The sequence below is a fragment of the Peribacillus phoenicis genome (assembly GCF_047238085.1).
Classification (GTDB): Bacteria; Bacillota; Bacilli; order Bacillales; family DSM-1321; genus Peribacillus.
In genome coordinates this window covers 2,655,023-2,681,466 of sequence record NZ_JBDFMF010000001.1, presented here as the reverse complement: position 1 = coordinate 2,681,466, position 26,444 = coordinate 2,655,023, and the positions used below count along the sequence as shown (strand labels likewise).

General features: G+C 39.7%; 30 protein-coding genes and 1 riboswitch. Of the genes, 21 read left to right on the top strand and 9 right to left on the bottom strand.

Annotated elements, in window-relative coordinates:
* The first annotated feature begins 152 nt into the window (after positions 1-152).
* Positions 153-347, top strand: coding sequence for a cold-shock protein (locus tag ABC374_RS13095; RefSeq protein ID WP_034307294.1), 195 nt, complete (start codon positions 153-155; stop codon positions 345-347).
* Positions 348-432: 85 nt separating this feature from the next.
* Here ABC374_RS13095 and ABC374_RS13090 read toward each other — a convergent pair whose 3' ends face one another.
* Positions 433-1,347, bottom strand: coding sequence for a YitT family protein (locus tag ABC374_RS13090; RefSeq protein WP_260320902.1), 915 nt, complete (start codon positions 1,345-1,347; stop codon positions 433-435).
* A 374-nt stretch (positions 1,348-1,721) separates the two neighbouring features.
* Between ABC374_RS13090 and ABC374_RS13085 the strand changes: the two genes are divergently transcribed.
* From ABC374_RS13085 to ABC374_RS13055, 7 genes are all read left to right on the top strand, one after another.
* A complete protein-coding gene (locus tag ABC374_RS13085; RefSeq protein WP_413018227.1) occupies positions 1,722-3,854 on the top strand; it encodes a PAS domain S-box protein in 2,133 nt (710 codons plus the stop codon).
* Between the two features lie 69 nt (positions 3,855-3,923).
* Complete coding sequence (locus ABC374_RS13080; protein WP_413018225.1) at positions 3,924-5,120, top strand: MFS transporter; 1,197 nt, start codon at positions 3,924-3,926, stop codon at positions 5,118-5,120.
* Between the two features lie 344 nt (positions 5,121-5,464).
* Positions 5,465-6,256, top strand: a complete 792-nt coding sequence (locus tag ABC374_RS13075; RefSeq protein ID WP_350299036.1) for an SGNH/GDSL hydrolase family protein — start codon at positions 5,465-5,467, stop codon at positions 6,254-6,256.
* Positions 6,253-7,167, top strand: a complete 915-nt coding sequence (locus ABC374_RS13070; RefSeq protein ID WP_413018222.1) for an ABC transporter ATP-binding protein — start codon at positions 6,253-6,255, stop codon at positions 7,165-7,167. The genes ABC374_RS13075 and ABC374_RS13070 overlap by 4 nt, the downstream gene beginning before the upstream one ends.
* A complete protein-coding gene (locus tag ABC374_RS13065; protein ID WP_413018220.1) occupies positions 7,160-8,140 on the top strand; it encodes an ABC transporter permease in 981 nt (326 codons plus the stop codon). Before ABC374_RS13070 ends, ABC374_RS13065 begins: the two co-directional genes overlap by 8 nt.
* 436 nt (positions 8,141-8,576) lie before the next feature.
* Positions 8,577-9,413, top strand: a complete 837-nt coding sequence (locus tag ABC374_RS13060; protein WP_413018218.1) for an MBL fold metallo-hydrolase — start codon at positions 8,577-8,579, stop codon at positions 9,411-9,413.
* 80 nt (positions 9,414-9,493) lie between these two features.
* Positions 9,494-9,925 carry a CBS domain-containing protein gene (locus ABC374_RS13055; protein WP_350299031.1) on the top strand — a complete coding sequence of 144 codons (432 nt, stop codon included), beginning with the start codon at positions 9,494-9,496 and terminating at the stop codon, positions 9,923-9,925.
* 42 nt (positions 9,926-9,967) lie between these two features.
* On the opposite strand, the gene ABC374_RS13050 is transcribed toward ABC374_RS13055, so the two are convergent.
* The gene (locus ABC374_RS13050; RefSeq protein WP_413018215.1) at positions 9,968-11,941 is read right to left on the bottom strand and encodes a S9 family peptidase; all 1,974 of its coding nucleotides are present in this window, start codon (positions 11,939-11,941) and stop codon (positions 9,968-9,970) included.
* Positions 11,942-12,110: 169 nt separating this feature from the next.
* Positions 12,111-12,431 (bottom strand): YckD family protein, encoded by a 321-nt coding sequence (locus ABC374_RS13045; RefSeq protein ID WP_413018213.1) that lies wholly within the window; start codon positions 12,429-12,431, stop codon positions 12,111-12,113.
* A gap of 257 nt (positions 12,432-12,688) precedes the next feature.
* Between ABC374_RS13045 and ABC374_RS13040 the strand changes: the two genes are divergently transcribed.
* Positions 12,689-12,835: a lmo0937 family membrane protein gene (locus ABC374_RS13040; RefSeq protein ID WP_106027466.1), complete on the top strand. Its 147-nt coding sequence runs from the start codon at positions 12,689-12,691 to the stop codon at positions 12,833-12,835.
* Positions 12,836-12,929: 94 nt separating this feature from the next.
* On the opposite strand, the gene ABC374_RS13035 is transcribed toward ABC374_RS13040, so the two are convergent.
* Positions 12,930-13,847, bottom strand: a complete 918-nt coding sequence (locus ABC374_RS13035; RefSeq protein ID WP_413018211.1) for an NAD(P)/FAD-dependent oxidoreductase — start codon at positions 13,845-13,847, stop codon at positions 12,930-12,932.
* Positions 13,848-13,987: 140 nt separating this feature from the next.
* Positions 13,988-14,311 carry a catDE operon transcriptional regulator CatR gene (catR, locus tag ABC374_RS13030; RefSeq protein WP_101225109.1) on the bottom strand — a complete coding sequence of 108 codons (324 nt, stop codon included), beginning with the start codon at positions 14,309-14,311 and terminating at the stop codon, positions 13,988-13,990.
* Between the two features lie 265 nt (positions 14,312-14,576).
* Here catR and ABC374_RS13025 point away from each other — a divergent pair, with 265 nt between their 5' ends.
* From ABC374_RS13025 to ABC374_RS13015, 3 genes are all read left to right on the top strand, one after another.
* The gene (locus ABC374_RS13025; protein ID WP_350299027.1) at positions 14,577-15,656 is read left to right on the top strand and encodes a nitric oxide synthase oxygenase; all 1,080 of its coding nucleotides are present in this window, start codon (positions 14,577-14,579) and stop codon (positions 15,654-15,656) included.
* A 61-nt stretch (positions 15,657-15,717) separates the two neighbouring features.
* Positions 15,718-15,990, top strand: a complete 273-nt coding sequence (locus ABC374_RS13020; RefSeq protein ID WP_413018208.1) for a hypothetical protein — start codon at positions 15,718-15,720, stop codon at positions 15,988-15,990.
* 319 nt (positions 15,991-16,309) lie between these two features.
* Complete coding sequence (locus tag ABC374_RS13015) at positions 16,310-17,248, top strand: magnesium transporter CorA family protein (protein ID WP_413018206.1); 939 nt, start codon at positions 16,310-16,312, stop codon at positions 17,246-17,248.
* A gap of 388 nt (positions 17,249-17,636) precedes the next feature.
* Here the strand turns inward: ABC374_RS13015 and ABC374_RS13010 are convergent, their stop codons facing one another.
* Entirely contained in the window at positions 17,637-17,828 is a 192-nt protein-coding gene (locus ABC374_RS13010; protein WP_350299024.1) for a hypothetical protein, read from the bottom strand.
* Between the two features lie 94 nt (positions 17,829-17,922).
* Here ABC374_RS13010 and ABC374_RS13005 point away from each other — a divergent pair, with 94 nt between their 5' ends.
* Positions 17,923-18,087 (top strand): hypothetical protein, encoded by a 165-nt coding sequence (locus ABC374_RS13005; RefSeq protein WP_156324953.1) that lies wholly within the window; start codon positions 17,923-17,925, stop codon positions 18,085-18,087.
* Between the two features lie 126 nt (positions 18,088-18,213).
* Here the strand turns inward: ABC374_RS13005 and ABC374_RS13000 are convergent, their stop codons facing one another.
* Complete coding sequence (locus ABC374_RS13000) at positions 18,214-18,348, bottom strand: YuzL family protein (protein ID WP_101225105.1); 135 nt, start codon at positions 18,346-18,348, stop codon at positions 18,214-18,216.
* A 98-nt stretch (positions 18,349-18,446) separates the two neighbouring features.
* Here ABC374_RS13000 and ABC374_RS12995 point away from each other — a divergent pair, with 98 nt between their 5' ends.
* Positions 18,447-18,698, top strand: coding sequence for a YkuS family protein (locus ABC374_RS12995; protein ID WP_350299022.1), 252 nt, complete (start codon positions 18,447-18,449; stop codon positions 18,696-18,698).
* Between the two features lie 51 nt (positions 18,699-18,749).
* On the opposite strand, the gene ABC374_RS12990 is transcribed toward ABC374_RS12995, so the two are convergent.
* Positions 18,750-19,199 (bottom strand): OsmC family protein, encoded by a 450-nt coding sequence (locus ABC374_RS12990; protein WP_350299021.1) that lies wholly within the window; start codon positions 19,197-19,199, stop codon positions 18,750-18,752.
* A 314-nt stretch (positions 19,200-19,513) separates the two neighbouring features.
* On the opposite strand from ABC374_RS12990, the gene ABC374_RS12985 reads away from it, so the two are divergent.
* From ABC374_RS12985 to ABC374_RS12975, 3 genes are read left to right on the top strand one after another with little or no spacing between them, the layout of a single operon-like run.
* Positions 19,514-20,275: an SDR family oxidoreductase gene (locus ABC374_RS12985; RefSeq protein WP_350302884.1), complete on the top strand. Its 762-nt coding sequence runs from the start codon at positions 19,514-19,516 to the stop codon at positions 20,273-20,275.
* A gap of 23 nt (positions 20,276-20,298) precedes the next feature.
* Positions 20,299-20,799, top strand: coding sequence for a hypothetical protein (locus ABC374_RS12980; RefSeq protein WP_413018202.1), 501 nt, complete (start codon positions 20,299-20,301; stop codon positions 20,797-20,799).
* Positions 20,792-21,844, top strand: coding sequence for an alpha/beta fold hydrolase (locus ABC374_RS12975; RefSeq protein WP_413018200.1), 1,053 nt, complete (start codon positions 20,792-20,794; stop codon positions 21,842-21,844). The genes ABC374_RS12980 and ABC374_RS12975 overlap by 8 nt, the downstream gene beginning before the upstream one ends.
* A gap of 181 nt (positions 21,845-22,025) precedes the next feature.
* Here ABC374_RS12975 and ABC374_RS12970 read toward each other — a convergent pair whose 3' ends face one another.
* The gene (locus ABC374_RS12970; RefSeq protein ID WP_350299018.1) at positions 22,026-22,625 is read right to left on the bottom strand and encodes a nitroreductase family protein; all 600 of its coding nucleotides are present in this window, start codon (positions 22,623-22,625) and stop codon (positions 22,026-22,028) included.
* Between the two features lie 245 nt (positions 22,626-22,870).
* Here ABC374_RS12970 and ABC374_RS12965 point away from each other — a divergent pair, with 245 nt between their 5' ends.
* From ABC374_RS12965 to ABC374_RS12950, 4 genes are read left to right on the top strand one after another with little or no spacing between them, the layout of a single operon-like run.
* Positions 22,871-23,848 carry a ring-cleaving dioxygenase gene (locus ABC374_RS12965; RefSeq protein WP_413018198.1) on the top strand — a complete coding sequence of 326 codons (978 nt, stop codon included), beginning with the start codon at positions 22,871-22,873 and terminating at the stop codon, positions 23,846-23,848.
* 24 nt (positions 23,849-23,872) lie between these two features.
* On the top strand, positions 23,873-24,820 hold the full coding sequence (locus ABC374_RS12960) for a ring-cleaving dioxygenase (RefSeq protein WP_413018196.1): 948 nt from the start codon (positions 23,873-23,875) through the stop codon (positions 24,818-24,820).
* Entirely contained in the window at positions 24,820-25,428 is a 609-nt protein-coding gene (locus ABC374_RS12955) for an alpha/beta hydrolase (RefSeq protein WP_137017487.1), read from the top strand. The genes ABC374_RS12960 and ABC374_RS12955 overlap by 1 nt, the downstream gene beginning before the upstream one ends.
* Positions 25,429-25,445: 17 nt before the next feature.
* A complete protein-coding gene (locus ABC374_RS12950) occupies positions 25,446-26,054 on the top strand; it encodes a flavin reductase family protein (protein ID WP_413018194.1) in 609 nt (202 codons plus the stop codon).
* A 228-nt stretch (positions 26,055-26,282) separates the two neighbouring features.
* A riboswitch (SAM riboswitch) is annotated at positions 26,283-26,385 on the top strand.
* Positions 26,386-26,444: the final 59 nt, after the last annotated feature.

Here is a 26,444-nt window from a genome sequence, read left to right as displayed (position 1 = left end):
AAGTTTGGTTGAAAGAACAATGATCATACTTAGATTTGCGAATGGGTATTTACTCACAATTTAGATTAAACGCCATCTATTCTTCTTTTATCTTTATGGCTTGTGATCTGTTATGCAGGACGGAGTCAATTCAATTCTAAGGAGTGAGATACATGTATAGAAGAAATAATACGGAAGAAATCATTCCTGAAGAAACAAAGGTGTGGGAATGTACATCAGAAGATTGCAAAGGTTGGATTCGCGATAACTTTACAAGTAATGATGAACACGTTTGTCCGTTATGTAGCAGCGAGATGAAACCCGGCACCAGAATGCTTCAAGCAATCAACAATCCAAGAAACTATTAAGGTCATAAAAAAAGCTGAAGGGGATTCTCCCTTCAGCTTTTTTTATCTTTTTGCCAAATGGATCAAGCAAAAAGCAGGTGAATGATTAGTGGATATCTTTTTTCTTGAATCGACCGCCTCGAACTTCCGCGATATCCCCAACGGCAAGAAATGCAGATGGATCGAAACTTTTGACTATCTCTTTAAGTTTAGCTTCCTCAAGTCTGTTTATTACACAAAAGATGACTTTTTTATCATCACCAGAATAAGCACCTTCACCAGCTAAAAAGGTTACGCCCCGTCCAAGGCGATTCATTATGGCATCACCGATATCATTAAATTCATCACTGATAATCCAAACAAATTTGGATTCGTCCAAACCTGCGATGACGATATCCATCGTTTTATATGCTACGAAGTAAGCTATGATCGAATACATGGCACGATCCCACGAGAATACGAAGCCCGCACTGCCAAGGATGAATAAATTAAAAAACATGACGATCTCCCCAACGGAAAAAGGGAGCTTCTTGCTCGCGAGTATGGCAAGTATTTCTGTACCATCCAATGAGCCGCCATATCGAATGACCATTCCAACACCAATGCCAAGAATCATTCCGCCGAAAGCGGACGCTAGGAGGATATCTTGAGTGAAAGCTGGTACATGATGAAGCAATGTAGTGGTAATGGAAAGGACTAAAATTCCATAAAGGGTAGATAATGCGAAGGTTTTCCCGATTTGTTTATAACCGATAAAAAAGAAAGGAAGATTCAAAATGAAAAGAAAGATTCCAAGCTTCCATCCAGTAATGTAAGATAACATAATCGATATACCCGTTATGCCCCCGTCGATTACGTTATTCGGCACTAAAAAAATCTCGAGGCCGACAGCCATCAAAACCGCACCGATTGTAATTAGTAGACCTCTCTGTAAAATTTGTCTCAGTGTTAATTTTTTATGCTGGGTCTTCTTTTGCATAATTTCTGTTGTACTTGCACCTGCCAGGTCTGACATAATCATGCCCCCCACTCCTTCTCTCTATATAGGTTCTATTTAATTATAAACCTATAGGTATAATTAAATAAAGAAATTAACATTCTTGATTAATATATTCCCGAATAATTATTTTTGTTATTGATAATGTCCTGCAATGATGAAGCAGGGTTGAAAATGCTTGTCAATACCATGTATTCCTATTCTACTCCTTACAAAACAATAGTATTTCTAATTTTATTGATTTTATGAAAGAAACCTGCATTTTATTGAGATGTGGGGTGCACCGAAAGAATCAATGTGTAAATATATAGGGGTAAGGGAATAAAAAACCTTTGTGGTACTATGAATTTCCATTACAATATAGGAGAATAGAACGTTTGAGGTGATCAAGTAAAAAAATGGAACAATCAATTGTAGCATCAAATCCTTTTCTCTTTATGATTGCAGTACTTTTGATAATAATGGCTTGTTATACGGCGTTGGATTTATTGACAACATTACTGACGATAAAGCGATATAAACGCCTTGTGTATATAGGGAGCAGCTGCTCTATGGGTGTGGCTATTTGGACGCTTAATTTTGTGGTCATATTCACCCTCGATAATTCAGGAATGGCAGCATACAACTTTTTTACAATAATTTTTTCTTTAGCATTAGCGATTGCTCTCGCAGGGGCTGGGTTATTAGCCATTTCGTATAAAACACAAGTCCTGCAAATCGTTTTTTGCGGCTTCATGTTTACGATGGCCATATTATCTAATTATATAATGGGAACATCCTCATTAAACCAATCTTTGCACTTTAGTCCATTGTCGGTCTTCAGTACGCTTTTCAGTATCTTTATTTTATTTGTAGCAGCACTTGCAATATTATTTTATTTTAATAAATTAAGTCAATCCTCGCTAAAACCAGTCAGTACTCTCATGATGAGCGGGGCAATCATTGAAGGCTATTATCTTTTTGTAAGAGTGTTACCGATGAACGCGAAAAATGAAACGGGTGAATTTGTTCCACTCACCCCATTTATGCTTTATCTTACATGCTTCGTTTCATTATTCATCCTTGCCAGCTTGATCGCTTCAAGTACGATCGTAGGCCGGCGGTTGGCAAAAAGCGACAATACTGTGAGCGATATCCGTTATGCTTTAGATCAATCGGCGATCGTTGCCATCACGGATGCAAAAGGAATCATTACATATGTTAACGAAAAATTCCTGGAAATATCACAATATGAAAAACATGAACTAATAGGGAAAAATCATTCCATCATCAATTCTGGTTATCATCCAAAAGAATTTTTCACTGACTTATGGCTAACGATCAGCCAAGGGAAAACATGGCATGGTGAAATATGCAATCGGGCTAAAGATGGTAATGTTTATTGGGTGGATACAACTATCGTTCCATTTATGAAAAAGGGTAAACCATATCAATATATTTCCATCCGTTCGGATATTTCCAGTCGTAAAAAAGCAGAAAATGCTTTAAAGGAGTCAATTAAGGAACTTGAAGATATGCATTATGCAATCAACCAATCCTTGATTGTGGCGATTACTGATGATAAAGGAGTCATTATCGAAGTGAATGAAAAGTTCTCGGAGGTTTCTGGTTATGGGAGAGGTGAATTAATAGGCCAGACCCATAAGATAGTTAATTCTGGATACCACTCAAATGAATTCTTTGAAAATATGTGGAAGACCGTCGGTGAACGCAAAGTTTGGAAAGGTGAAATTAGAAACAAGGCGAAAGACGGCAGTTTTTATTGGGTCGATACAACAATTGTTCCATTTTTCAGCGAAGAAGGAAAGCCATTTCAGTATTTAACAATTAGATATGACATAACTGAGCGTAAACAATCGGAAGAGATGCTCAATCGGCAGGATAAATTAGCCGCTGTCGGTCAGCTTGCTGCTGGAGTGGCACATGAAATACGGAATCCACTGACCTCCATGAAAGGGTATACGGAATTTTTGCAATTAGATGAAACGGACGAAAATAAACAAGAATATCTGGAAATAATCATGGACGAAATCAATCGTGTGAATGAGATAGTTGAAGAGTTCTTGCAATTGGCCAAACCACAGGCCTTGATATTGGAATCGAAGAATCTTGTGCCGATCATTCAAAACGTCGTATCTTTGACGGATTTTGAAGCCAGGAAGAAGAACATCACGATAATTTCGGATTGCAATGAAGAAGAGATCCTCGTTCGTTGTGATGAGAATCGATTAAAACAAGTCATATTGAACTTCATTAAAAATGCTATGGAAGCTATGCCTGACGGTGGGTTCATAAAAGTCATGACTGAACTTAAAGATGATAAAGTGCATATATCCATTACCGACACAGGAATTGGGATGCCGCCAGAGCAGCTTAAGAGACTGGGAGAACCATTTTTCACAACGAAAAAAACTGGTAATGGGTTAGGTCTCATGATCAGCTTTAAAATCATAGAAAGCCATTTGGGAAATGTCTTTGTCGAGAGCGAGGTCAATAAAGGTACAGTCTTTAATATCGTGCTCCCTATTTAATATCCATACTAGGAAGCAATGAATTAAATCAACAACTTTTTAGAAGCTGTCTGCGTGGGGGAACTGGATTTGGATAAACAAAAGCATGTCAATATTATTAGCTTGAAGGTATTTTACTTATTTTCTTTTTTTGCAGTAGGAAGTTTAACACCGCTATTAAGCGTTTATTTGGCCAATGAGGCTGGTTTGTCCGGTATTGAAATAGGTACGATCATGTCTGTTGGACCGATAGTGATGATCGTTTTTCAACCTTTTTGGGGAATTGTCTGTGATTGGAGCGGGAGACCAGCAAAAATACTGGCAATGACATCGTTGCTTGCTGGTGTATTCGGTTTAGGCTACTTACTGTTCGAGCACTATTTACTTATAGTATCCGTCGCAATCGCTTTAGCTATCTTTCAAAGTGCGATAATACCGGTTTCAGATAGCATCACCCTTCAATATACAACAAAAATCAAAACGAATTATGGGAAAATCCGTTTATTCGGATCACTTGGTTACGGTGTGGCTGTTTTTGTAATGGGAAGGTTATCTGAATCCTTCATGGGTCCATCAGTGATATTTTATGCCTTTTTCTTCGGTCTTTTGATTGCGGCTAGTCTTGCTCTTCGTTTGCCTGAAGAGCCACCTGGGGAAAAGGTGAAGCTTTTCGGTGGAATGAAAGAATTGATCACCATGAAACGATTTCTTATCTTTCTTGCCATAACGTTCCTGCTATTTGGTCCTAATCTTGCAAATAATGTATACTATGGTTTATTTGTAGAGGCAAGGGGTGGGACATATACAGGAATTGGCATTGCGTTCCTTTTAGCTGTATTATCGGAAATCCCCTTTATGAGAATCGCAGGTACCTGGATCCATAAAATAGGCCTGCTGCCAATTACCTTATTGGCTGGAACGGCCTCATTGGTCCGCTGGGTTTTGTACTTCACCGAACCAAGTTTGGCTACCGTATATGTGACTTCGATCATTCAAGGGTTTTCACTTGGCTTATTCATTCCAGCAGCTTTACAATATATCAGGGAAGTTGTCCCTGCACGAATAACAGTAACAGCAATAACGCTTTATTCCGCCATTGGCAATGGATTGGGTAACTGGTTCAGTACCTTCAGCGGCGGGATAATCTTGGATAAATCAGGAATATATGCTGTCTATTTATTTTATGGTTTACTCACGCTGATCGGGATGCTGCTTACAATATGGCTCATGAGGTTAGATATTAAATTAAAAGTAATGGGAAAACCCATACGCACAATAGGTAAATGATGGAAAATATAACGAGAGACCTCTTACCCTTTCATGGTGAAGAGGTCTTTTTTACTTGTCTCTCTACAAGTTTGAGAGGCCTGCTAAATGATCAAGCAGCTTGAACATTCTATAAAAGCCGAATGGTATTCATTGAATCCCTCAGACTGTATACAAACTCGATTAAAAGTTTTTTAGGGTATGATAGAACCCCTTTTGTAATCCCTTTCCGCCTTTTTTTATTGGTAATTTTAAAAAGGAGATGCTTTTAAAAATTGGGATTTATAACCAGAACAATCAGTTTTTTGTTTTTGGAAATAATATGATTTAATGGAAGGTAGAGAATGAATGGAAGGGTGATTGTTTTGAGCAAACCAAAAGTGTTGGCTGCTACCATCGTATCGGCTCTTACCGGCCTGTTTTTTTTATTTTGCCTTGGATGGGCGATTACTGACCATTACGGAAAAGGAACTTCCGATAGAGAAGTAATTGAAGAAACCCCCATTAAAAATGATCTTCCTGATGATTTTACGGTAGTGGCATTAGGCGATTCATTGACACGTGGCACAGGTGATGAAACAGGGAAAGGCTACGTTGGACTTGTTGTTGAAGATTTGAAGAGTGAGTACAATAGAAAACCAATCATTCATAACCTCGGAATTAATGGACAAGTGTCTAAAGAATTGGTGCAGCAAGTGAAACAACCGGAAGTGAAGCGCCAAATCCAGGCAGCTGATGTTATTTTAGTTACAATCGGGGGTAACGATTTATTTCAAAAAGGCCAGACCCTGCTTGAATATGATCGTGAAGCTATATCTGTATCACAAAAGAATTTCTTGGGAAATTTACATGAAATTTTTAAAGATATCAATAAAGTCAATGATACAGCTACCATTTTATTGCTTGGGCTGTATAATCCGTTTATAGATTTGGATGAAGACTTTGATACGAACCGCATCGTACGGGACTGGAATAATGAAACGGCGGAAGTCGTGGCTCTTTATCAAAATGCAATTTTCGTTCCAACTTTTGATTTATTTCAATTGTCGGTAAATGAGTATTTGTATTCGGATAAATTTCACCCTAATAAGAAGGGATATCGTTTAATTGCTGATAGAGTTGCTCCTTTAATAAAATGGGAGGATGTGGAACGATGAAACAGGTGACATTGTCTGTCAGGGACTTGAGAAAAAGGATTGGCAAAAGGGAAATTATTAAAGGAATTGATTTTGAACTGAATGAAGGGGAGGTTTTCGGCTTTTTAGGACCGAATGGAGCAGGAAAGACGACGACGATCCGCATGTTGGTCGGTTTGATTAAGCCAACTTCGGGTTCCATCCATATATGCGGGTATGATGTTCGTCAGGAATTTACGAAGGCTATGAAGCAAATGGGCTGCATCGTTGAAAATCCAGAGTTGTATCCTTTTTTAAGCGGATGGGATAATTTGCTCCACTTTGCAAGAATGTTACCTGAAGTTGATGAAACAAGAATGAACGAGGTTGTTGAACTCGTCGGTCTGCAAGCTAGAATTCACGATAAAGTGAAGACCTATTCGTTAGGTATGAGGCAGCGCTTAGGAATCGCGCAGGCAATGCTGAACAGTCCCAAGCTCTTGATTTTGGATGAACCGACCAATGGTCTAGATCCTGCCGGAATCCGTGAAATGCGGCAATTCATCAGAAAGTTGGCTGAAGAAGAAGGTATGAGCGTTCTGGTTTCTTCACACTTACTAGGTGAAATACAGCAACTTTGTGACCGGGTCGCAATTATTAAAGGGGGGGAAATTATCAAAACGGATACGGTGGAAAGCTTATTATCCACTCAGGAGCGGATATTTTGGCGGGTGGAACCTATACAAAAGGGAGCGGAAATTCTTAGCGGCTTCACCGAAATTACCATAGATCAAAAATATATCATTACAGCCTATGATGAACTAAAAACACCCGAATGGAATGCTGCACTTAACCAAGCAGGGGTGAGGGTCCATGAAATGAATCGTAAGCTCCCGGGATTGGAAGAATTGTTTTTGCAAGTTACCAGTGTCGGAGGTGCAGGCATTGAATAACTTGATTCAAAATGAAATGATGAAGTTGTTGGCAAAGAAACGGTTAATCATAATCGGTATCATCGTGGGAATTTTAGTGCTGATGTTTACATATGCCCAATACAAACAAGTGGAAGAGCAGCGGGAGAAGTTGGGAACTGATGATTGGCGTGCAGCTCTTCAGCAGCAAATCATTGATACTCAAAATCGATTGGGCTCGAATAGGATGCTCGATGAGTGGCGTGAACAGCTGCAAGTAAGTCTGAAGCAGCAGCAATATTATCTAGATCATGATATCAATCCCTCAGAACCAGGCGCAGCCACCTTTACACGCATGTTTTTGGAAAATGCAATCGATTTGTTCATTCCGCTGTTGATCATGATTGTGGCTAGTGATATGGTTTCCTCCGAAAGCAGTCAAGGGACGATCAAGCTTTTGTTGACCAGGCCAGTGGAGCGCTGGAAAATCTTATTGAGCAAATATGTAACATTATTATTATCGGTTTCGATTATCGTGGCGATGACAGCCTTATTATCTTACCTATTATCAGGTGTCGTTTTCGGATATCAAGGATGGGGGGCCCCTGTAATAACCGGATTCGAATTGAATGGGTCAGACGTGGATGTCAGTCAAGTAAGGTTAGTGGAACAATGGAAATTCCTATTGATGGATTTGGGACTTGTCTGGCTGGTGGCGGTTGTTGTAGGTACCCTTTCTTTCATGCTTTCGGTTTTAGTGAGAAGCACCCCTGCAGGCATGGGCATCATGCTGGCTGCATTGATTTCCGGGGCTATATTGAACAATATGGTTTCATCATGGGAATCAGCGAAATATTTCTTTATGGTGAATTTGAAATTGACCGCTTACATTAGCGGGACGGCTCCACCGATTGAAGGGATGACTTTATTATCCTCCGTCATTACTCTGCTCGTTTGGTGGGCGCTTGCTTTAATCGTATCTTTTACAGTATTTACCCGGCGGGATGTATACTGAGAAACAGCCTAATAAATTATAGGTAGTTTCAGTTTGTTGACATAAATGGTTCGGGAGTGTTGCACCCCGAACATGATTATAAAAGATGGCTCAGTTTGGCGACAAAATGGGGTTCGGAGCCCGAATAATGAAGTGAAGGTCGAAAAAATTCGTGGACGGTCGAATAAAGTGCAGGGAAGGTCGAATAACTTGCGTGGACGGTCGAATAAAGTGCGATGAAGGTCGAATACCTGCGTGGACGGTCGAAAAAAGTGCCGTGACTGACGAAAAAAGTCCGGCTGGAATCAACTGCAACTTTTTTAAAGAACTGTAGGCAAACTCGCTTTCGAATCTTTCTTACCATCTGAAACAGCCTATATAAATTATAGGTTGTTTTTTATTTTCTCGTACAGGGTATCCTTTAAAAAACAGTATGTTCAAATTAGGAGGATTATAAATGGATGATAATCATTTGAATGAAAAATTCATGCCAATGACTTCAGTTTCCAGTGGAGATGTACAGATTATAAATGAGGATATATATTGTCTGTCCGTCCAAATCGTTAATGTAATTTTTATAGGGTCACCCAAAGATGATAAATGGGTATTGATAGATGCTGGGATGCCGCGTTCAGCAGAGGTAATAAAGAAAACTGCTGAAGAAATATACGGACCGCAAAATCCACCTGCCGCGATTATTTTGACACATGGACATTTCGATCATGTTGGTGCACTGATTGAGTTAATGGAGTATTGGGATGCTCCTGTCTATGCCCACATTAAAGAAATGCCTTATTTAACGGGACAGGAAAATTACCCCGAACCTGATCCTACCGTTGAAGGGGGAATGGTCGCTAAAATTTCATGGGTATTTCCGAATGAGGGAATCAACCTTGATGAAAAAGTTCAGCCATTGCCTGATGATCATAGTGTTCCCGGGCTTCACGATTGGAAATGGGTTCACACCCCTGGCCATTCGAAAGGACATATTTCACTTTTCCGTGAAGGTGACCGAAGTTTGATTGCTGGAGATGCTTTTGTGAATGTCAGGCAAGATTCCCTATACAAGGTTATCACTCAGGAGAAAGAAATAGCAGGCCCACCGCGGTATTTGACAACCGATTGGGAGGCTGCCAAAGAATCGGTAAGGTTATTGGAAAGTCTAAAGCCGACTGTTGCCATAACGGGACATGGTTATCCTGTTGAAGGGAAAGAACTGGAAATGGGTTTAGCGAAGCTTGCAAAGGAATTCGATTCATTAGCTAAACCGGATCACGGGAAATATGTGGAATGAAGCGTGAACGAGTTTCATGAATAATTTCTCTTCAGAAGTCAAAAATAAACAAGCAACTTATGAAAAATGGAGGGATTTCCGTGACTAAATTAAGAGATATCATGACAACAGACGTGGACTGTTGCACTGCGGAAGATAATATATATGAAGCAGCAGTCAAAATGAAGAATGATGATGTTGGTGTCATTCCTGTATTGGAGAATAACCATTTAATTGGTGTTATTACAGACAGGGATATCGTCATTCGCTGTGTTGCCGAGAAAAAGCCGAATTCGACTAGAATTACCGATGTCATTTCCACCAATCTTGTAACAGGCACGCCTGATATGTCAGTGGAAGAAGCTGAGGAGTTAATGGCTACCGAACAAATCAGAAGGCTCCCTATCATTGAGAATGACAAGCTGGTCGGAGTCGTGGCATTAGGTGATCTTGCTGTACACCAACAGACAAATTCAATGGCGGGAAATGCATTAAGTTCAATTTCCGAAGACAGAGACCAAATTCAACACTAAAAATAAAAACTCTGTTAGCTTTTGCTAACAGAGTTTTTATTTTTAAAGATATTTATTAAACCATTCTTTGATTTCCTCAACATGTTGCAAGCGCATTTTTGGAGATCCGCTTCGGGATACTTCATGAGTTTCATCTGGGAAGGAAACAAGTACCGCTTCTTTATTTTGACGTTTTAAGGCGACAAAAAATTGTTCGCTCTGTTCAATGGGACAGCGGAAGTCCTTATCACCGTGAAGTAAAAGTAAAGGGGTATTCACATCGGAAACATATTTTAATGGAGAGTGCTGCCATAATTTTTCAGCAGAGTTAACGATATCGCCGCCAACTTCCCACTCTGTAAAATAATAGCCGATGTCGCTGACCCCATAAAAACTTAGCCAGTTACTAATGCAACGCTGAGTGACAGCGGCCTTGAAGCGGTTGGTATGTCCGATGATCCAATTTGTCATGAACCCTCCATAACTTCCTCCGGATACCCCTAAATCTTCATGGTCTATAAAATCATACGTAGCTAAAACGTGATCAACTCCAGCCATTAAGTCTTTATAATCCATGCCTCCATAATCGCCCCGGCAGGCATTTACGAAGTCTTGGCCATACCCTACACTCCCGCGCGGGTTAGTGAACAATACAGTATAGCCTTCATTAGCCAAGGTCTGGAATTCATGAACATAGGTATTGGCATACATCATATGCGGACCGCCGTGGATTTCTAAAATGAGCGGATATTTTTGATTGCCATCAAAATCGGTCGGTCTCATGATCCAGCCGTGGATGGTAAGTCCATCAACGGACTGGAATGTAATTGGTTCAGCCGTGGACAAATGTTTATCCTTCAAAAAATCCTCATTAACAAAACTGATTTGTTCCTTATCGCCATTGGTAAGGTTATAAGCAAAGAGATCGCCGGGATGAACAGGTGTACTGATGGCCACGACAGCACGGTGGCTTTCGGGATCTATAGTCAGGCCGTATATATGCTGCGGGTCAAGGATTGATGGATACATGGCTCCTTCAATCGAACCATAATATACTCCAGTATTTCCGTAATCACTTATTAAAAAGTAAAAACCTTGGCTATCGTTTGTCCACAAAATACCTGGGTCTACGGCTCCGATTTGGAAATCTCCAATTGCGGAATCGCCTATTTGGACGTCCCATCCATCGGTCAAACACTGAGTCGTTTGATCGAAAATGGAATATAACCAGATATTTGAAAAGGTGGCACCGGCAAATTCTTTATTATGGCCAATGAAAGATAGATATTCGCCATTTGGAGACCATTTCGGATCTCTAAAGAAACCTGTACTATCCGTTATCTTCTCTAAAGATTTCGTTTCAAGGTCCATTATGAAAATATCGGAAAAAAGTTCATCATCACTTCTTTCTGCATCCTCGCTTATGAATGCAATATGCTGTCCGTCTGGTGACCATGCATTCGGTTGATGATCCACATTGTTTTCCGTTAGCAATGTGGATTCTCCCTTAAAAATGTCCACTATAACCAGCTGCTGATATAACTGATCAAAATAGCCTCTTCCATCCCATTTATACTTAATCCGGTCATACCTATTAACTTCTTTGGTCAAATCATTTTCCTTAACCGTATTAAGGTTTTCGTCCTCCTTTAACCCGGTAGAAAGCAGCAACTTGGTGGAACAAGGAGACCAAATAGGTTTTGAAGCGCCGTTAACGAAATGGGTCAACTGGCGAGCTTCCCCACCAATGCTCCCAATGATGTGGACTTGTTTTTTCCCTGATCTGTCTGATATAAAGGCAATATGCTTGCCGTCGGGGGACCATGATGGTGATGTATCACGATTATTCCCAAACGTCCATTGCTTTGTTTCATTCGTAATCAGGCTGAACATAAACAGATTGGAAATGTATTTTTCCGTTTTTTCATCGATTCTGGTTTGGACATAAACCGCCATACTGCCATCCGGTGATAGCTTTGGATCGGTCACTGATTTTAAGTGAAATAAGTCTCTTGCTGTTATACCTATTTTGTTCATCCTTTTCACCCTTTCATTTCTCATAGTTATGTATTTCGCTAAAGAGAAATATAATTCCTTTAGTAAATGGTAAACGCGTAAGGTTTATTTATCAAGGACGAAAGAAATGAAAAAAATCCGGCCTTTTCATCAGGTCGGATCATCAGGTTATATAGGAAAAAACTCACAACTACTTATGCATGTGTCGTGTATGTGGGCGGTGCGGCGGTATTTGGAAATTATGTTCTTCCATCATTTTATAATGTTTTTCAAAATTTGAAACCATTTTATCGGCTTCTTCTTTTGAAAGCGCTCCATACTCGACATATTTTTGGATCAATATCTTTTTGTCAGCGAGTATCTGCTTTTGGATCTTGGCGATTTCAGATTTTTGAGCATCAGTGAATTGTACACGTTCCGTTTTTGCTTTATTTTCCTCTGCAGCTGGGTGGTTGAGGTTGAATAAGAATAGGGAACAGGCTGTTAAACAGATGACTAAAAACTTTTTCATGAATGAACGACTCCTTCTTTTGTTTTTTTGCCTTATGAAGAATTGTAGAACATTTAAAACCTTAAAGTCTCTTCCTTGTAAAATGTTTTTCTTTATGGAAGATTCCTTATTTCTTTATTATCATTTACAGCATTTACAGTTTTATGTAAAAAAATAGGTAAGGGTTTGTTAAAGAAAGATATGGGTAATTTAAATGTAAGCAAATATTTTGATGTAACTTCTTATTAATAAAAATCCTTAAAGAATGGGGGAGTATCATGATTTGGACGATTATTGGTGTAATAATATTATTATGGGTTCTTGGTTTAGTCTTTAAAGTGGCTGCAGGCTTTATACATATCTTGCTTATCATCGCGGTCATTCTCATTTTGGTTAAAGTTTTTAAGGGAAGGAATCGAATGTAGATGTGTATTGAATGGCTGACGTGGAAAAGCTTATAAATACCAATGTAAAAGGCGGCCTGGTGAACAGGCCGCCTTTTACATTTCCATTAAGTTGTCAATCGTAAGGAAGTGGCTGGCCTAACAACCTCTTATGAATCCATATCGCTGCTTGGGTGCCATCCCCCATCGAAATGGTGACTTGTTCGGAATGGGCAACGAGGTCACCGCCTGCCCAGACTCCTTTAATATTCGTTTCTTTAGTCCGGGGATGAATCACGACATGATTGTTTTCATTGACTTGCACACCTAATTGTAGGGCTAGGTCATTATTTAGTTTGTTCCCTTTAAACGCCGTGAATGCTTTTTCAGCCTCGATTATTTTACCTGAGACTAATTGTATGCCCGTTAGCTGCTGTTTGTCGTCGACATGAACCTCACAAACTTCTTCTTCGATTACGGGTATCTGATTTCCCTTCAATTTTTCCTTATAATCATCATCAATTTTTGATTTCAAATGATTTACGTAAATGATATTTTTTGACCAATATAAAAGTGTAAGGGCCATGCCCGCACCCGTATTTCCGCCTCCAAGAACAACGGTTTGCTTATCCATGATCTCATACCCATCACAGTCAGGGCATATATATGTGGATGTCCCAAGAGTTGGATAGATGTTTTTGATTGGAGGAATGTTATCGGTAATGCCGGTACCGAGAAAAATCATTTTTGCTTGATATTCCCTGTCATTCTTTGTTTGGATAAAAAACTTGTCCTGTTTTTTTTCAAGAGATGTCACAGTATCATCCAAGAATTCGACACCGAATTTTTCAGCGTGCTGTCTGCCAAGCGTCCTTAATTGTTTACCGCTTACCCCATCCGGCCATCCAAGAATGTTATGATAAGCCTTGGCAATGGAAGAGCGGCCTTGAGCAGAATCAATGACGATAATATCATGTTTATACCTTCCGAGCTGTATAGCTGCCTGAATACCGGCTATACCTCCACCAATAATAATGCAATCTGCTTGTTTCATGAATTCACCGCCCATAAATTTGGAATAAACCTAGTGTTATTCTATCTGTAAAAAATATACCACTAGTCGCTGGCGCTTAAACAAAAAAGAGGAAAGTCCGCCAGCTGGCGGACCTTCCTCTTTTTCAGTTAATGCCGGTATCATTGTTCTTGTATTGGTTCGAGCCATTCTTGTGCCCAATTTTGAATTTCGTTCATTACCGGTGCAAGAGCCTTGCCTTTTTCAGTTAAAGAATATTCAATCCTGACCGGTGTCTCTGGATATACGTCCCTTTTAACAATACCTTCAATTTCCAAGTCCTTTAAACGTTCGGAAAGAATCCTGCCGCTTATCGGGAATGCAGATTCAATATTACAAAACCGTTGAGGGCCATTAAGTAATTGATTGACAATCAATCCAGTCCAGCGTTTACTCAAGATTTGCATTCCTTTTTCAAATCGTGGACAAAGTGTCGTATTATTCATCTTATCACCTCATTATTAATATATTATAATGCATTTACCTCATATGTAACAACTTTACCGATAATTATTTAGTTACTAGAGGATATTAAAGTATAAGAAATTTATGTGCTTACTTTAAGTATCATGAAAAGAAATTCGCCTCGTAATTGCCACATTTTTTAAAAAAATGCGCTTTTAAAAAATGTGTTCTTTAGGGATACCGTGAAAAATATGTTATTTTAATATTGAAGTCAAAGTTTTACAAATGGAAGGGTTCGTGGGAAAGATGAGTGATTTACTGCAAGAGGCCGTATCCTTTATCAGGACAAGTTATCTGGAATTATCGAAAACGGAAGAGGACATAGATGGCAGGATTGAACAAATCAAAAAGGAAATAGATGAAACAGGCAGATATGAACATACATATGAAGAATTGGTTTATGGTGCTAAATTAGCTTGGCGTAATAGCAATCGTTGCATAGGGCGCTTTTTTTGGGAGTCGCTGAGGGTGATTGATAAAAGGATGATTCAAAGCGAAGAAGAAATTGTATCGGCTCTCTATGAGCATATCGAATATGCAACGAATAATGGGAGCATCAGGCCTGTGATTACAATTTTCAAACAAAAAGATCATGATCAAAAAGTGGATATTTGGAATCATCAGCTTATTCGATATGCAGGATATGAGACGGAGCATGGCGTAATCGGCGATTCAAGTTCAATAGCATTCACCAAGCAATGTATGGCATTGGGATGGGAAGGGAAATTCGGGCGTTTCGATATTTTACCCCTAGTAGTCCAATTGGACGGAAAAACCCCTAGTTTACATGAAATACCTGAGAGCCTCGTTAAAGAAGTTCAAATCACCCACCCTGAACTGACATGGTTCAAAGATCTTCAAATCAAATGGTATGCAGTTCCGATCATATCTGGCATGAGGCTGGAAATTGGCGGAATCACGTATTCAGCTGCACCATTTAATGGGTGGTACATGGGAACGGAAATCGGTGCCAGGAACCTTGCTGATGAAGAACGCTACAATATGCTGCCGGCAATTGGGGAGAGGATGGGCTTGGATATTAAACGTGATTCAAGTTTATGGAAAGATCGAGCTCTTATCGAACTGAATGAAGCAGTCCTTCATTCGTATAAAAAACACGGAGTCAGCATTGTTGATCACCATACAGCAGCTAAACAATTCAAGAAATTCGAAGAAAAAGAAACCACTTGTAACCGGAAAGTTACTGGGGACTGGACCTGGTTAATTCCGCCGGTATCTCCAGCCACAACCCACGTTTTTCATCAGCCATATAATAATGAAATAATGAAACCTAATTTCTTTTATCAAATTCCTCCATATAAATAAAGGTTTACATTAATTGGCGTTGGGTATATATATATCAAGCCAATAAATAAGGGGGAAGGTAATGATGGCATTAGGAAGAAACGTGGTATTACTAGGAGTCGGAGTTGCCGGAGTCTCATTTTTATCGAATAAAACGAACAGAGGAAAAATGAAGGACATATGGTCAAATGCAAAAGCAAAAACAGTAGGCTTTTGGAATAGGACGACTTCAGAGCTGGATCCTGTAATTGAAAAGGCAGGTCACCCTGATCCATATGATCATGACGACAATAAAATGGTAGATGAAGGCGCCATGTATGGTGTTCACTATTATAATAATGCTAAGCATGGATAACGTTATCAGACGCTTGGGGAAACCCAAGTGTTTTTTTTGTGGTAGTTTTTATTAAATTTTCCAAGCGATAAAAACTGATAATTTCGAATTCAAAACAGGGAACCAAGGTATTAAATTCGTTATTGTGCTTTAAAAGAATAAGGATTAAGATTAAAGAATCGAAAGGAAGTGGATACGAGTGAGCAGCAGTTCTTATGATCCTGAACCCAGAAAGCAAGAGGAAGCCAATATGATGCTAGAAGTCGAGACTGTTATTCTCCCTGAGTATCTGCTCGAAGAAGGTAAATAAGGCTTTCTCTATAGAAGAGGAGGTCAAGAAATGATTGAAATCTACAAGACGGATGAAAACCGACACCTAAACAAGATCGAGGAAATGACAAAAGGTTCCTGGGTGAACATTGTCGCGCCCACAGAAGCTGAAATAGATTATATATGTACGACTTTGAAGTTACCGATAAATTTCATGAAAGATCCGTTGGATGATGAGGAAAGGCCTCGAATCGAAAAAGAGGATGATAATGTTTTAATTATTGTCGACTTCCCATATTTGACCAGGGATGAGGCCGACTTACCGATTTTTGAAACAATACCTATAGGGATGATTTTTACCAAAGACTGTTTCATTACGGTATCTTTGAAAGAAACACCGATATTGGCGAATTTCAAAAACAATAAGATAAAAGGATTTTTCACCAATAAGAAAACAAGGTTTGCCTTACAATTACTATTTGAGATTTCATCCTATTATTTACGTTACCTAAAACAAATCAACAAGATGACTAATGAAGCGGAACGTGAATTGCATCAGTCCATGAAAAATAAAGAATTATACACTTTCCTGGCTTTGGAAAAAAGCTTGGTTTATTTTACGACATCATTAAAATCCAATCGCGTAGTACTTGATAAGATCCTCCGTTTTAATTATTTGAAAATGTATGAAGAAGATAAAGAATTGCTTGAGGATGTAATCATCGAAAATGCTCAGGCAATTGAAATGGCAGAAGTGTATCTATCCATTCTTAGCGGTATGATGGATGCATTCGCTTCGATCATTTCCAATAATGTCAATAATGCCATGAAGTTTCTAACCTCCGTGACCATTATTTTGACGCTGCCGACGATGGTGGCAAGCTTCTACGGAATGAATGTGGAACTGCCATTTGAACATAATCGGTTTGCTTTCATTTTTACATTATTAATAGCCATCACATTGGCGGGGACGACGGCATTCATTTTTTGGAAGAAAAAATATTTTTAAAATTAACCGGCTTATTAAGCCGGTTTCAGTTTGTCTACAGTTTTTATTAGGGGTTTGTTGTAATTTGGACGTTGATTGGAACGTAGGGCACTCGCTTACCGCGGGCGGTCCGGGAGCCTCCTCGGCGGCTTTGCGCCTGCGGGGTCTCCCCTGGACTCGCATTTCCCGTAGGGGTCTCGCACCTTACGTTCCAATCAACTTTGTTTTAACTTTTAGATAGAACCCTTACGCCTAAAGTCTTTATTGCTTAAAAAATAGAATTAATAAAACTTGAGGTGATAAGGATGCTTTCTAAACATGACTCTATTCAGCGTGTTCAACTTGAAATGATTACTATAGATCAACTGGTGCCGAACCATTTGGTTGAGGCTGCCAAGCCGGTTTTGTTTTATTCCTCAAAAAAATCAGCAAATCCTTCACTGTTAATTCGATCGGTATAAGGGTTCTCATCTTTTACATTCTTTGCATCCAAATTTGTTTTAATCACTAAACGGGGACTCTGTGATGCTTCTCTGATGATACGGTCGTTCAACTCTTTAAAATCCGGAATATTCTTATTGCCGGGTCTGTTTGGTTCCAATTAAACCACCTCCATTTGTATCTTGGCAATAAAGGATGGGGTGTATTCATGAATATTATTAGGATTGGGAAGGATAAGGACTGAGGAGGAGATCATGATGACCAAATGGAACGAGCAAGCATCTCGCAATAATAATTTAAGGGCAAGTGATTTAAACCCAGATGGAGCCGATAAAGGAAAAATGGATTCAAAAACAATTGATGGAGATCAATTGAATGATCTAAAGATCCAAGAGGAAATCAGAAAGCAAAATATGTAAGAGAAGTCCCTGACTTCAAAGTTAAGCAAAAAAGGATCATGCAGAGGAAAACGCTTGGCGGATAAACCAAGCGTTTTTTTTTGCGTATCATGAAGACGGAATTCCATGGTTGTTTTAGGATTCTTATCAAGAACGCTTTTGCTTTTTAAGTGAAGAGGGTTGAGTGAAGGACCCGGTTTCTTTCGTAGTGGTACCTTGCCCTTCTACCTGGGAAGACCCTAAACGGGTTTGTGAAGCATCTTTCTTGTTTTTTCCATTCATGTTTATCACCTCGATATTACTTTCCCTTTTTCCTTTGCATCCTATACATATATTGAAGGTGAAAAGGACAGGTTAGAAGGTAGAGGAGGTGTGTGTTGATGTCAAAAATCGGTGTTGAAGAATCATTAACGAATATTCAGGAAGCACTTCGTGAAAAAGGTTTTGATGTTGTGGAGATTAAACAAGAAGCTGACGCAAAAAACGTGGATTGTTGTGTGGTAACAGGTTTGGAAAGTAATGTAATGGGTATAAGCGATACTTCATTAAAAGCGTCTATCATTGAGGCAAGTGGTTTAACGGCTGATGAAGTGTGCCGCGAGGTTGAAAATAAAATGAACGCCATTCAATAGTTCAAAAAGTGCCTAAACCGATATAGGGTTAGGCACTTTTTTTGTTCAAGGTTACTGTGCTATGGAAATTGCTGCATTCAATTCCACCGCTACATTCCCTTTGATCGCCTTGGAAATCATACATGAAGCTTCAGCTTTTTCAGCAAGTTTCCTCGCTTTTTCAACCACTTTTTCTGAAGTCCCCGGTATTAATATAAGTTCAGGGCGATGAATGATTTTCTTGTAGGTGAATACACCATTCGTAACATCCACTAACGCTTCCGATTGCATGGTCAAGCTCACCTTTTCTATATGGGCTCGCTCTAACATGGCAGCAAAGGTAATGATATAGCAGGTCGATGCCGCCCCAAGCAGCATTTCATCGGGATTAGTGCCGATCCCTGGTCCATCCATTTCAGTTGGAATACTTATCTGTGTTAGAAGATTCCCTGAATGAATTGTGCCGATATCATTTCTGCCGCCTGGCCACTCTGCGGTTAAATGAAAGTGATGTATCGTCATTTTTTTTACCTCCTTACCATTTCTATAGTGTAAACGATAAAACAGGCTAAGTATTCGATTTTGCTCACTCGGGTGAGTAATCATACAGCAGTGGGTCAAATTAAGTTTTCAGTATGCCAATTCAGCAAGCCGACCGTAGCGGTCGAGCGGATAGGCATTATTGATATAGAGGATACTGTTGATGAAACAAAAGGCAGAGGCATCAGGCTATTTTAAGCACAATATTGGATAGGCTTATCTATAATGATATAGACGGTTTAATATAAATAATACTTCATTAAGGAAGGGCTGAAAAGTTGACTACATTGAGTAATATGTTCGATTTGACTAATAAAACGGCTATCATTACCGGCGGCGGCAGAGGGCTGGGCAAACAGATCGCCATGGCGTTGGGGGAGGCTGGTGCTAATATAGTCATTGCTTCACGAAATCTTCCTGTATGTAAGGAGGTATGTGAAGACTTGCAATCGATGGGTGTTAATGCCGTTGCCTTTGAATGTGATATCACGGATGAGAGTGCCATTGACCGTGTCGTCCAGGAAACGGTTGCCCAATTTGGCACGATTGATATTCTTGTCAATAATAGCGGTACGTCCTGGTCAGGTCCGCTTTTGGATCTTCCTAAGGATAAGTGGGAAAAAGTATTGAATGTTAATGTTACAGGTACATTCCTGTTTTCACAAGCTGTAGCGAGGGTCATGAAGCGGCAAAATTCAGGGAAAATCATAAATATTGCATCGGTGACAGGTCTTGGCGGGACGTTTCCTGAGCTATTGGATACGATAGCTTATAACACCAGTAAGGGTGCCATCATTACAATGACGAAGGATTTAGGAGTTAAGCTTGCTAGATACGGCATCCAAGTCAATGCGATAGCCCCTGGATTTTTCCCGACTAAAATCACAAAGAAAGTTCTTGAAAAGTCCGACTATGACATATTAGGCAAAATTCCTGCTGGCAGGTTTGGCGATGAAGAAGATTTAAAGGGGGCTGCCGTATTTTTAGCCTCACAGGCTTCTGACTATATGGTTGGTCATGTTTTGATCATAGACGGAGGTATATCGGCATTAGTATAAACGGAGGAGAAAGGAAGATATATATGGCGGAAAAATCAAATTTTTATAAAGGGCTTAAATTGCTAGGCGCACAAAAAGAACAACAGCTTAATGATAAAATTAAGGATTTGCTAAATAATCGTGAGTTAATAGAAGCAGTAAGCGACAATGCCCAAATGCAGGTTCCAAGAATAAATAGAATGCAGGAAGCTTCAGAAAGAATGTCCATCATCATGAATTATCCAACAAAAAAGGATGTGGCGGGAATCGCGAAATTAGTGATCCAGCTCGAAGAAAAAATTGATAGGATAGAAGATTTGCTCTCTACACTTGATGATGATAGGGGCGGGAACGTCAGAGGTAATTCTTCAGATCGCAATAAACGCAATGCTTTTTCATCTCGCAGTAAGAAAAAGAAGTCAAATTGGGATTCCATTGAAATGGAAGGGAGTAAAAAAAGGATATCGAATTTCTTAAATGATTCCCTGTTGATAAGTTCACAGTTGGAGTTCAATTCTTTTAGACAGGGGAATTCTAATGTCTAAACGGAAAGTGCCGAAAAATCAATCCGAAACCATACCAAAGTGGAAACATTTTTTGGATATTCCCAATCAGCCAATGCCTGAAATGGGACTGACGCCTAAAATATCGGTGTGGAAAAAAAACAAATCATCGCTTTGGTATTATCCGTCGGCAAAAAAAAAATATGATGTGCCGGTTTTTCTTATATATTCACTAATCAATACTCCTTTGATTCTTGATCTGTCCCCAGGGAATAGTCTAATAGAATCTTTTGTAAATGAAGGCTTTGATGTATATTTGCTTGATTTTGGAAGTCCGGGTTTTGAAGATGGGGAAATATCGATCGAAGATTATATCGTCGATTATATTCAAAAAGGAGTGCAGCGTGCATTGCGCCACTCTGGGGCATCGGAAATTACAGTAATGGGATTTTGCATCGGCGGTACAATAGCCGCAATATATGCTGCCATTGCTGACGAGCCAATCAAGAACTTGATTCTTTCCGTTACACCGGTAGATTTCAGTGCCTCGGAATCTTTTGATCAGTGGCAGGAAGCATTAAAAGAAGGTACCGTGAATTTCGACGATACGATTGATATTTATCAAACGATTCCAGCCAGTGCTGTTAAATATGGAATCCGTTTAATTACATCTCCTATCTATATATCACCGTATTTATCATTATTGAATCAAGCGGATGATGAGGAATACGTTAAGAATTGGCGCCGCTTCAATGCGTGGATCAATGGGCATGTGCCGTTATCCGGAGCAGCTGCCAAACAAATAACCAAAGACCTTTTGATAAAAAATCGCTTGGTTAATGGGGGCTTTAAGGTAAGGGGGAAAAAAGCGAAGCTATCGAAAATTGATGCTAGTGTTTTGGTCATTGCAAGTAAGTATGATCGATTGGTCCCTCAGGAAATGATTTATCCGGTAATGGAGCATTTAACTTGTAAGGATAAGACATATAGCCTACTGAAAAGCGGCCATGCGGCTAAACAATATTCCGGTGGACTCCCATATTATTTGAAGGAATGGCTACCAGGACGTTCATCACCAATTCAATAGGTTACTGGGGGATGTGAAATATACGTGTTTAACGCCAGTGAGAATTTTAAAATTATGCCGGTTATTGAATATATGGGCTTTGCGGCATTGATATTTTCAAAATATTTTGCAACATTTCCGGATTACTAAGGTGAAATAAATGAAGGGGCTGGCTCATTGTGTAGAGCCAGCCCCTATTGTATCATTGATAATATTTCACTCGTTCTTCAAGTGGTGTGAAGTCTTTATCACCAGGCTCTGCAGTGGGTTTTCCAAAGGGCATCTGAGCGATGAGTTTCCAATCGCGTGATATATCCCATGTTTTTCTCACTTCGTCATCGATTAAAGGATTATAATGCTGAAGGCTTGCACCAAAACCCTCAATTTCCAAGGAAGTCCATACGACAAATTGTAAAATGGCAGACGATTGGTTCGACCAAATCGGAAAGTTTTCGGCATACGTTTTGAATTGTTCTTGAAGCCTTGTTATAATGGCCTGGTCTTCAAAGAATAAAACCGTACCATAACCATTTATAAATGACTTCATTTTTTCTTCCGTTTTTTCAAAATCTTTGTCACCGACAGCTTTTCTTAATGTGTTTTTCGTGATATCCCATAATTGGTCGTGGCTTTGACCAGTTAAAACAATCACTCTTGCACTTTGGGAGTTGAAAGCGGAAGGGGAATATTGAACGGCATGATCGATAACTTCTTTAATCCTTTTATTAGGGACAACACGTTCCTTGCTAAGGGAATAATAAGAGCGTCTATCTTCAATTGCGCTAAAAAAATCTTTAGCCATATATCAAACCTCCATTCATTATACCGACTTATTTTGACCTGATTTTATTATTTTATGAAAAGTGTATACGGGTGAAATTATTTGAATGAAAATGGTTGACAAATTTATCGCTGTCATTTATCTTTAAATCAAGATATTTTTATTAAAAGTATTATATGTTTGGTTAAATACCTCGAATTCGAGATATTATTTACGGATTATTTCATCTCTGTAAGGGGAGATTTATAAAGATAGGAGTGGTAAGGATGGAATTAAAAGGATTACATCATGTTTCGGCGATTACAGCTAAAGCGGGAAAAAACTTTGATTTCTACACAAAAGTCTTAGGGATGCGATTAATCAAAAAAACGGTGAATCAAGATGATGTTCGTGTGTATCACTTATTTTATGGAGATCAAATTGGTTCTCCGGGTACGGAATTGACGTTTTTTGAAATTCCCAATGCTGCCCGCACTCATGAGGGAAACAATAGCATTTCAGAAATTTCTTTAAGGGTTAGAGATGATGAAGCTCTAGGATATTGGAAAAAACGGTTTGTGGAATTCAATGTTGAGCATGATGAAATATCGAGCCGTTTTGAAAGGAAGGTGCTTTCTTTTAAAGATCCTGAAGGGCAGAGGCTACTTCTAGTTTCCGATCAGGATAATAACGGCGTTCAGGGAGGATCACCATGGGTTGGAAGCCCGGTACCGAAAGAGTTTTCCATCCTTGGGTTAGGACCGGTAAGACTTACTGTACCTAATATTGAACAAACAGAAATTGTTCTTTCCGAGGTATTGGGGTTCAGGAAATCAGGCACATATCCTTCTTCAATTAGGGGGCAAAATCCAATTGTCGTTTACGAGACAGGTGAGGGAGGAACAGGAGCGGAACTTCATATTGAAGAAAGGAATGACATTCCTCGGGAAAGGTTGGGGAGGGGTGGAGTACACCATGTTGCCTTTCGGGTGGATAATGAAGAAGAACTGAGAAAATGGATAGAAAAAATTAGTGAATCAAAATTCGTGAACTCTGGATATGTGGACCGCTTTTATTTTCGTTCACTGTATTTTAGGGAGCCGAATGGCATATTATTTGAACTAGCTACTGATGGACCTGGTTTTGCAGTGGATGAAGCAGAGCAGCACCTAGGTGAGAACCTTGCCCTGCCGCCATTTTTAGAATCAAAAAGAAAGGATATTGAATCGAATTTAAAACCACTGAATACAAAATCAACAAATTAATCAACGGGAAAGGAAGTAATCGGCATGCAAAACCAAAATGCAGGAATACATCATATAACCGCAATTGTAGGCAATCCTCAAGAGAATGTGGATTTTTATGCTGGAGTGCTGGGAATGCGTATGGTGAAGAAAACCGTTAATTTTGATGATCCAGGCACCTATCATTTATATTTCGGAGATGAATCAGGTTCACCGGGCACTATCATCACTTTCTTTCCTTGGCCTGGGGCATACCGAGGGACAATTGGCTCCGGACAAGTGGGGATTACAACATATGCCGTTCCGGAAGGTTCAATGGGCTTCTGGGAAACGCGCTTGGGTAAATTTAATATTGACTTTGAAAAGATCTCACGCTTCGGCGAGGATTATCTGGGATTTCAGGATCCACATGGATTGCAACTTGAACTGGTTGAGCGTAAAGAAGGTAAAAATAGCGAGTGGTCATTCGGCGGTGTACCAGCTGACAAGGCGATCAAGGGATTCGGCGGTGCGGTATTATTGACGTCGAAACCGATCAAAACGATGGAACTATTAGAGGAAGTGATGGGTTTGCAAAAGATGGGGGAAGAGGGTGATTTCATCCGCTTCAAATCCACATCGGACATCGGAAATTTGGTAGATGTTAAAAAAACTGTTTTGCCAAATGGGAAAATCGGAGTGGGAACTGTCCATCATCTTGCATGGCGTGCAAGCGATAATGAAGATCATAAAGAATGGAGGGAGCATATCGCAAACCATGGCTATGGCGTGACACCCTTTACAGACCGCCAATACTTCGATGCCATTTATTTCAGGGAAGATGGAGGCATACTCTTTGAAATTGCCACAGATCCACCTGGCTTTGCTCATGATGAAACGAAGGAAACGATGGGTAGTAAATTAATGCTGCCGCCCTGGCTTGAAGAAAAAAGGGAGATCATGGAAAAAACGTTACTGCCGGCAGTGCCGAGAGTACTAGAGGAGGATAAATGATGAAGCATATTTTTCAAAAAGGAAGTAATCCAGATGCACCGTTGCTTTTGCTTTTACATGGCACTGGAGGAACGGAAACGGATCTCTTGCCATTATCTGAAATGGTTTCACCGGGATCATCCGTACTCAGCGTACGGGGAAATGTACTTGAAAACGGAATGCCCCGTTATTTCCGCCGGCTGGCTGAAGGAGTTTTTGATGAAGAAGATTTGATTTTCCGTACGAAGGAGCTTTATGACTTCTTGGAATCAGCGTCCGGACAATATGACTTCGATCGTGACAGAGTGGTGGCATTAGGTTATTCTAATGGTGCAAACATAGCAGCAAGTTTGATGTTCCATTTTGAAGGGGCATTAAAAGGAGCGATTCTTCATCATCCAATGGTGCCTAGACGCGGGATTGCTTTGCCGTCCCTTTCGGATATACCTGTATTCATTGCTGCAGGTAAAAACGATCCGATTTGCCCGGCAGCAGAAACTGATGAACTTAATCAAATTTTACTGCAAGCTGGTGCTGCGGTGGATGTTCACTGGGAAAATTACGGTCATCAGTTAACACGTTCAGAGGTTGATGCAGCAAGTTCATGGTTTCAAAAGAACTTTTTATAAGAATGGGAGGGATGAAGATGATTTCAGTTAATCCTGAAAGTCTTACTGAACGGGAGAATTATAAGTTTTTGACTGGAAGCATCATACCGAGACCAATAGCCCTGGTTACGACACAATCCGAAACCGGTACAATCAATATAGCTCCGTTCAGTTTTTTTAACATAGTCAGTTCCAATCCTCCTATGATTTCTATTTCTGTTCAACGGAAAGAAGGAGTTTCGAAGGACACTGCCCGAAATGCAATTCAAACAGGTGAATTCGTTGTTCATATCACTGATGAAGATAATGTTGCTGATGCAAATCGAACGGCCAAGGAACTCCCGTCTGACGAAAGTGAATTGGGTCTTACCAATTTCACTCAGGCTGTTAGTGAGAAGGTGTCGGTACCAGGATTGCAAGAAGCGAAGGTACGCTTTGAATGCACATTGGAGCATGCGATACCATTGGCAGGTTCCAAGAATAAACCTGGTTGTGATTTATTGATAGGGAAAATAGTCTGCTATCATATAGAGCAGGAGATTTACCATAATGGCCGGATTGACCAGAATGGGCTAAAACCTGTAGCAAGATTAGCGGGTCATACTTATACAAAACTAGGGGAATTATTTGAAATACAACGACCTTAAGGAATAAGAAAGAAAAAATGGCGTCATCTTTTAAGGTGTCGTCATTTTTTTAAAATTATTCCCGGTTAGCATTATCTGCAATTCTAATACTGTAAGCGACTGTTCCAAAAACAAGTTCATATCTATGCCAAAGGTGCGATGATCGTTTGGATTTTAAAGGAAGTCTTTACAAACCGAAACAAAACTTGACAATTTTTGCATAGATTGATAAAGTTATAAAAAAATAATTTCTTATCCAGAGAGGTGGAGGGACTGGCCCTATGAAACCTCAGCAACAGGTCTGCAATGACACTGTGCTAATTCCAGGGGGTGAAACCTTGATAGATAAGACCGTACGTGTTTATTTGTCAGTAACGCACTCTTTTTTAGAGTGCGTTTTCGTTTTTTCTG

Bases quoted from the DNA above. Each gene is read 5' to 3' on its own strand.
- ABC374_RS13095 (WP_034307294.1), top strand. From the start codon at position 153: ATGTATAGAAGAAATAATACGGAAGAAATCATTCCTGAAGAAACAAAG.
- ABC374_RS13090 (WP_260320902.1), bottom strand. From the start codon at position 1,347: ATGATTATGTCAGACCTGGCAGGTGCAAGTACAACAGAAATTATGCAA.
- ABC374_RS13085 (WP_413018227.1), top strand. From the start codon at position 1,722: ATGGAACAATCAATTGTAGCATCAAATCCTTTTCTCTTTATGATTGCA.
- ABC374_RS13070 (WP_413018222.1), top strand. From the start codon at position 6,253: ATGAAACAGGTGACATTGTCTGTCAGGGACTTGAGAAAAAGGATTGGC.
- ABC374_RS13060 (WP_413018218.1), top strand. From the start codon at position 8,577: ATGGATGATAATCATTTGAATGAAAAATTCATGCCAATGACTTCAGTT.
- ABC374_RS13050 (WP_413018215.1), bottom strand. From the start codon at position 11,941: ATGAACAAAATAGGTATAACAGCAAGAGACTTATTTCACTTAAAATCA.
- ABC374_RS13045 (WP_413018213.1), bottom strand. From the start codon at position 12,431: ATGAAAAAGTTTTTAGTCATCTGTTTAACAGCCTGTTCCCTATTCTTA.
- ABC374_RS13040 (WP_106027466.1), top strand. From the start codon at position 12,689: ATGATTTGGACGATTATTGGTGTAATAATATTATTATGGGTTCTTGGT.
- ABC374_RS13035 (WP_413018211.1), bottom strand. From the start codon at position 13,847: ATGAAACAAGCAGATTGCATTATTATTGGTGGAGGTATAGCCGGTATT.
- catR (WP_101225109.1), bottom strand. From the start codon at position 14,311: ATGAATAATACGACACTTTGTCCACGATTTGAAAAAGGAATGCAAATC.
- ABC374_RS13025 (WP_350299027.1), top strand. From the start codon at position 14,577: ATGAGTGATTTACTGCAAGAGGCCGTATCCTTTATCAGGACAAGTTAT.
- ABC374_RS13020 (WP_413018208.1), top strand. From the start codon at position 15,718: ATGATGGCATTAGGAAGAAACGTGGTATTACTAGGAGTCGGAGTTGCC.
- ABC374_RS13015 (WP_413018206.1), top strand. From the start codon at position 16,310: ATGATTGAAATCTACAAGACGGATGAAAACCGACACCTAAACAAGATC.
- ABC374_RS13005 (WP_156324953.1), top strand. From the start codon at position 17,923: ATGATGACCAAATGGAACGAGCAAGCATCTCGCAATAATAATTTAAGG.
- ABC374_RS13000 (WP_101225105.1), bottom strand. From the start codon at position 18,348: ATGAATGGAAAAAACAAGAAAGATGCTTCACAAACCCGTTTAGGGTCT.
- ABC374_RS12995 (WP_350299022.1), top strand. From the start codon at position 18,447: ATGTCAAAAATCGGTGTTGAAGAATCATTAACGAATATTCAGGAAGCA.
- ABC374_RS12990 (WP_350299021.1), bottom strand. From the start codon at position 19,199: ATGACGATACATCACTTTCATTTAACCGCAGAGTGGCCAGGCGGCAGA.
- ABC374_RS12985 (WP_350302884.1), top strand. From the start codon at position 19,514: ATGTTCGATTTGACTAATAAAACGGCTATCATTACCGGCGGCGGCAGA.
- ABC374_RS12980 (WP_413018202.1), top strand. From the start codon at position 20,299: ATGGCGGAAAAATCAAATTTTTATAAAGGGCTTAAATTGCTAGGCGCA.
- ABC374_RS12975 (WP_413018200.1), top strand. From the start codon at position 20,792: ATGTCTAAACGGAAAGTGCCGAAAAATCAATCCGAAACCATACCAAAG.
- ABC374_RS12970 (WP_350299018.1), bottom strand. From the start codon at position 22,625: ATGGCTAAAGATTTTTTTAGCGCAATTGAAGATAGACGCTCTTATTAT.
- ABC374_RS12965 (WP_413018198.1), top strand. From the start codon at position 22,871: ATGGAATTAAAAGGATTACATCATGTTTCGGCGATTACAGCTAAAGCG.
- ABC374_RS12960 (WP_413018196.1), top strand. From the start codon at position 23,873: ATGCAAAACCAAAATGCAGGAATACATCATATAACCGCAATTGTAGGC.
- ABC374_RS12955 (WP_137017487.1), top strand. From the start codon at position 24,820: ATGAAGCATATTTTTCAAAAAGGAAGTAATCCAGATGCACCGTTGCTT.
- ABC374_RS12950 (WP_413018194.1), top strand. From the start codon at position 25,446: ATGATTTCAGTTAATCCTGAAAGTCTTACTGAACGGGAGAATTATAAG.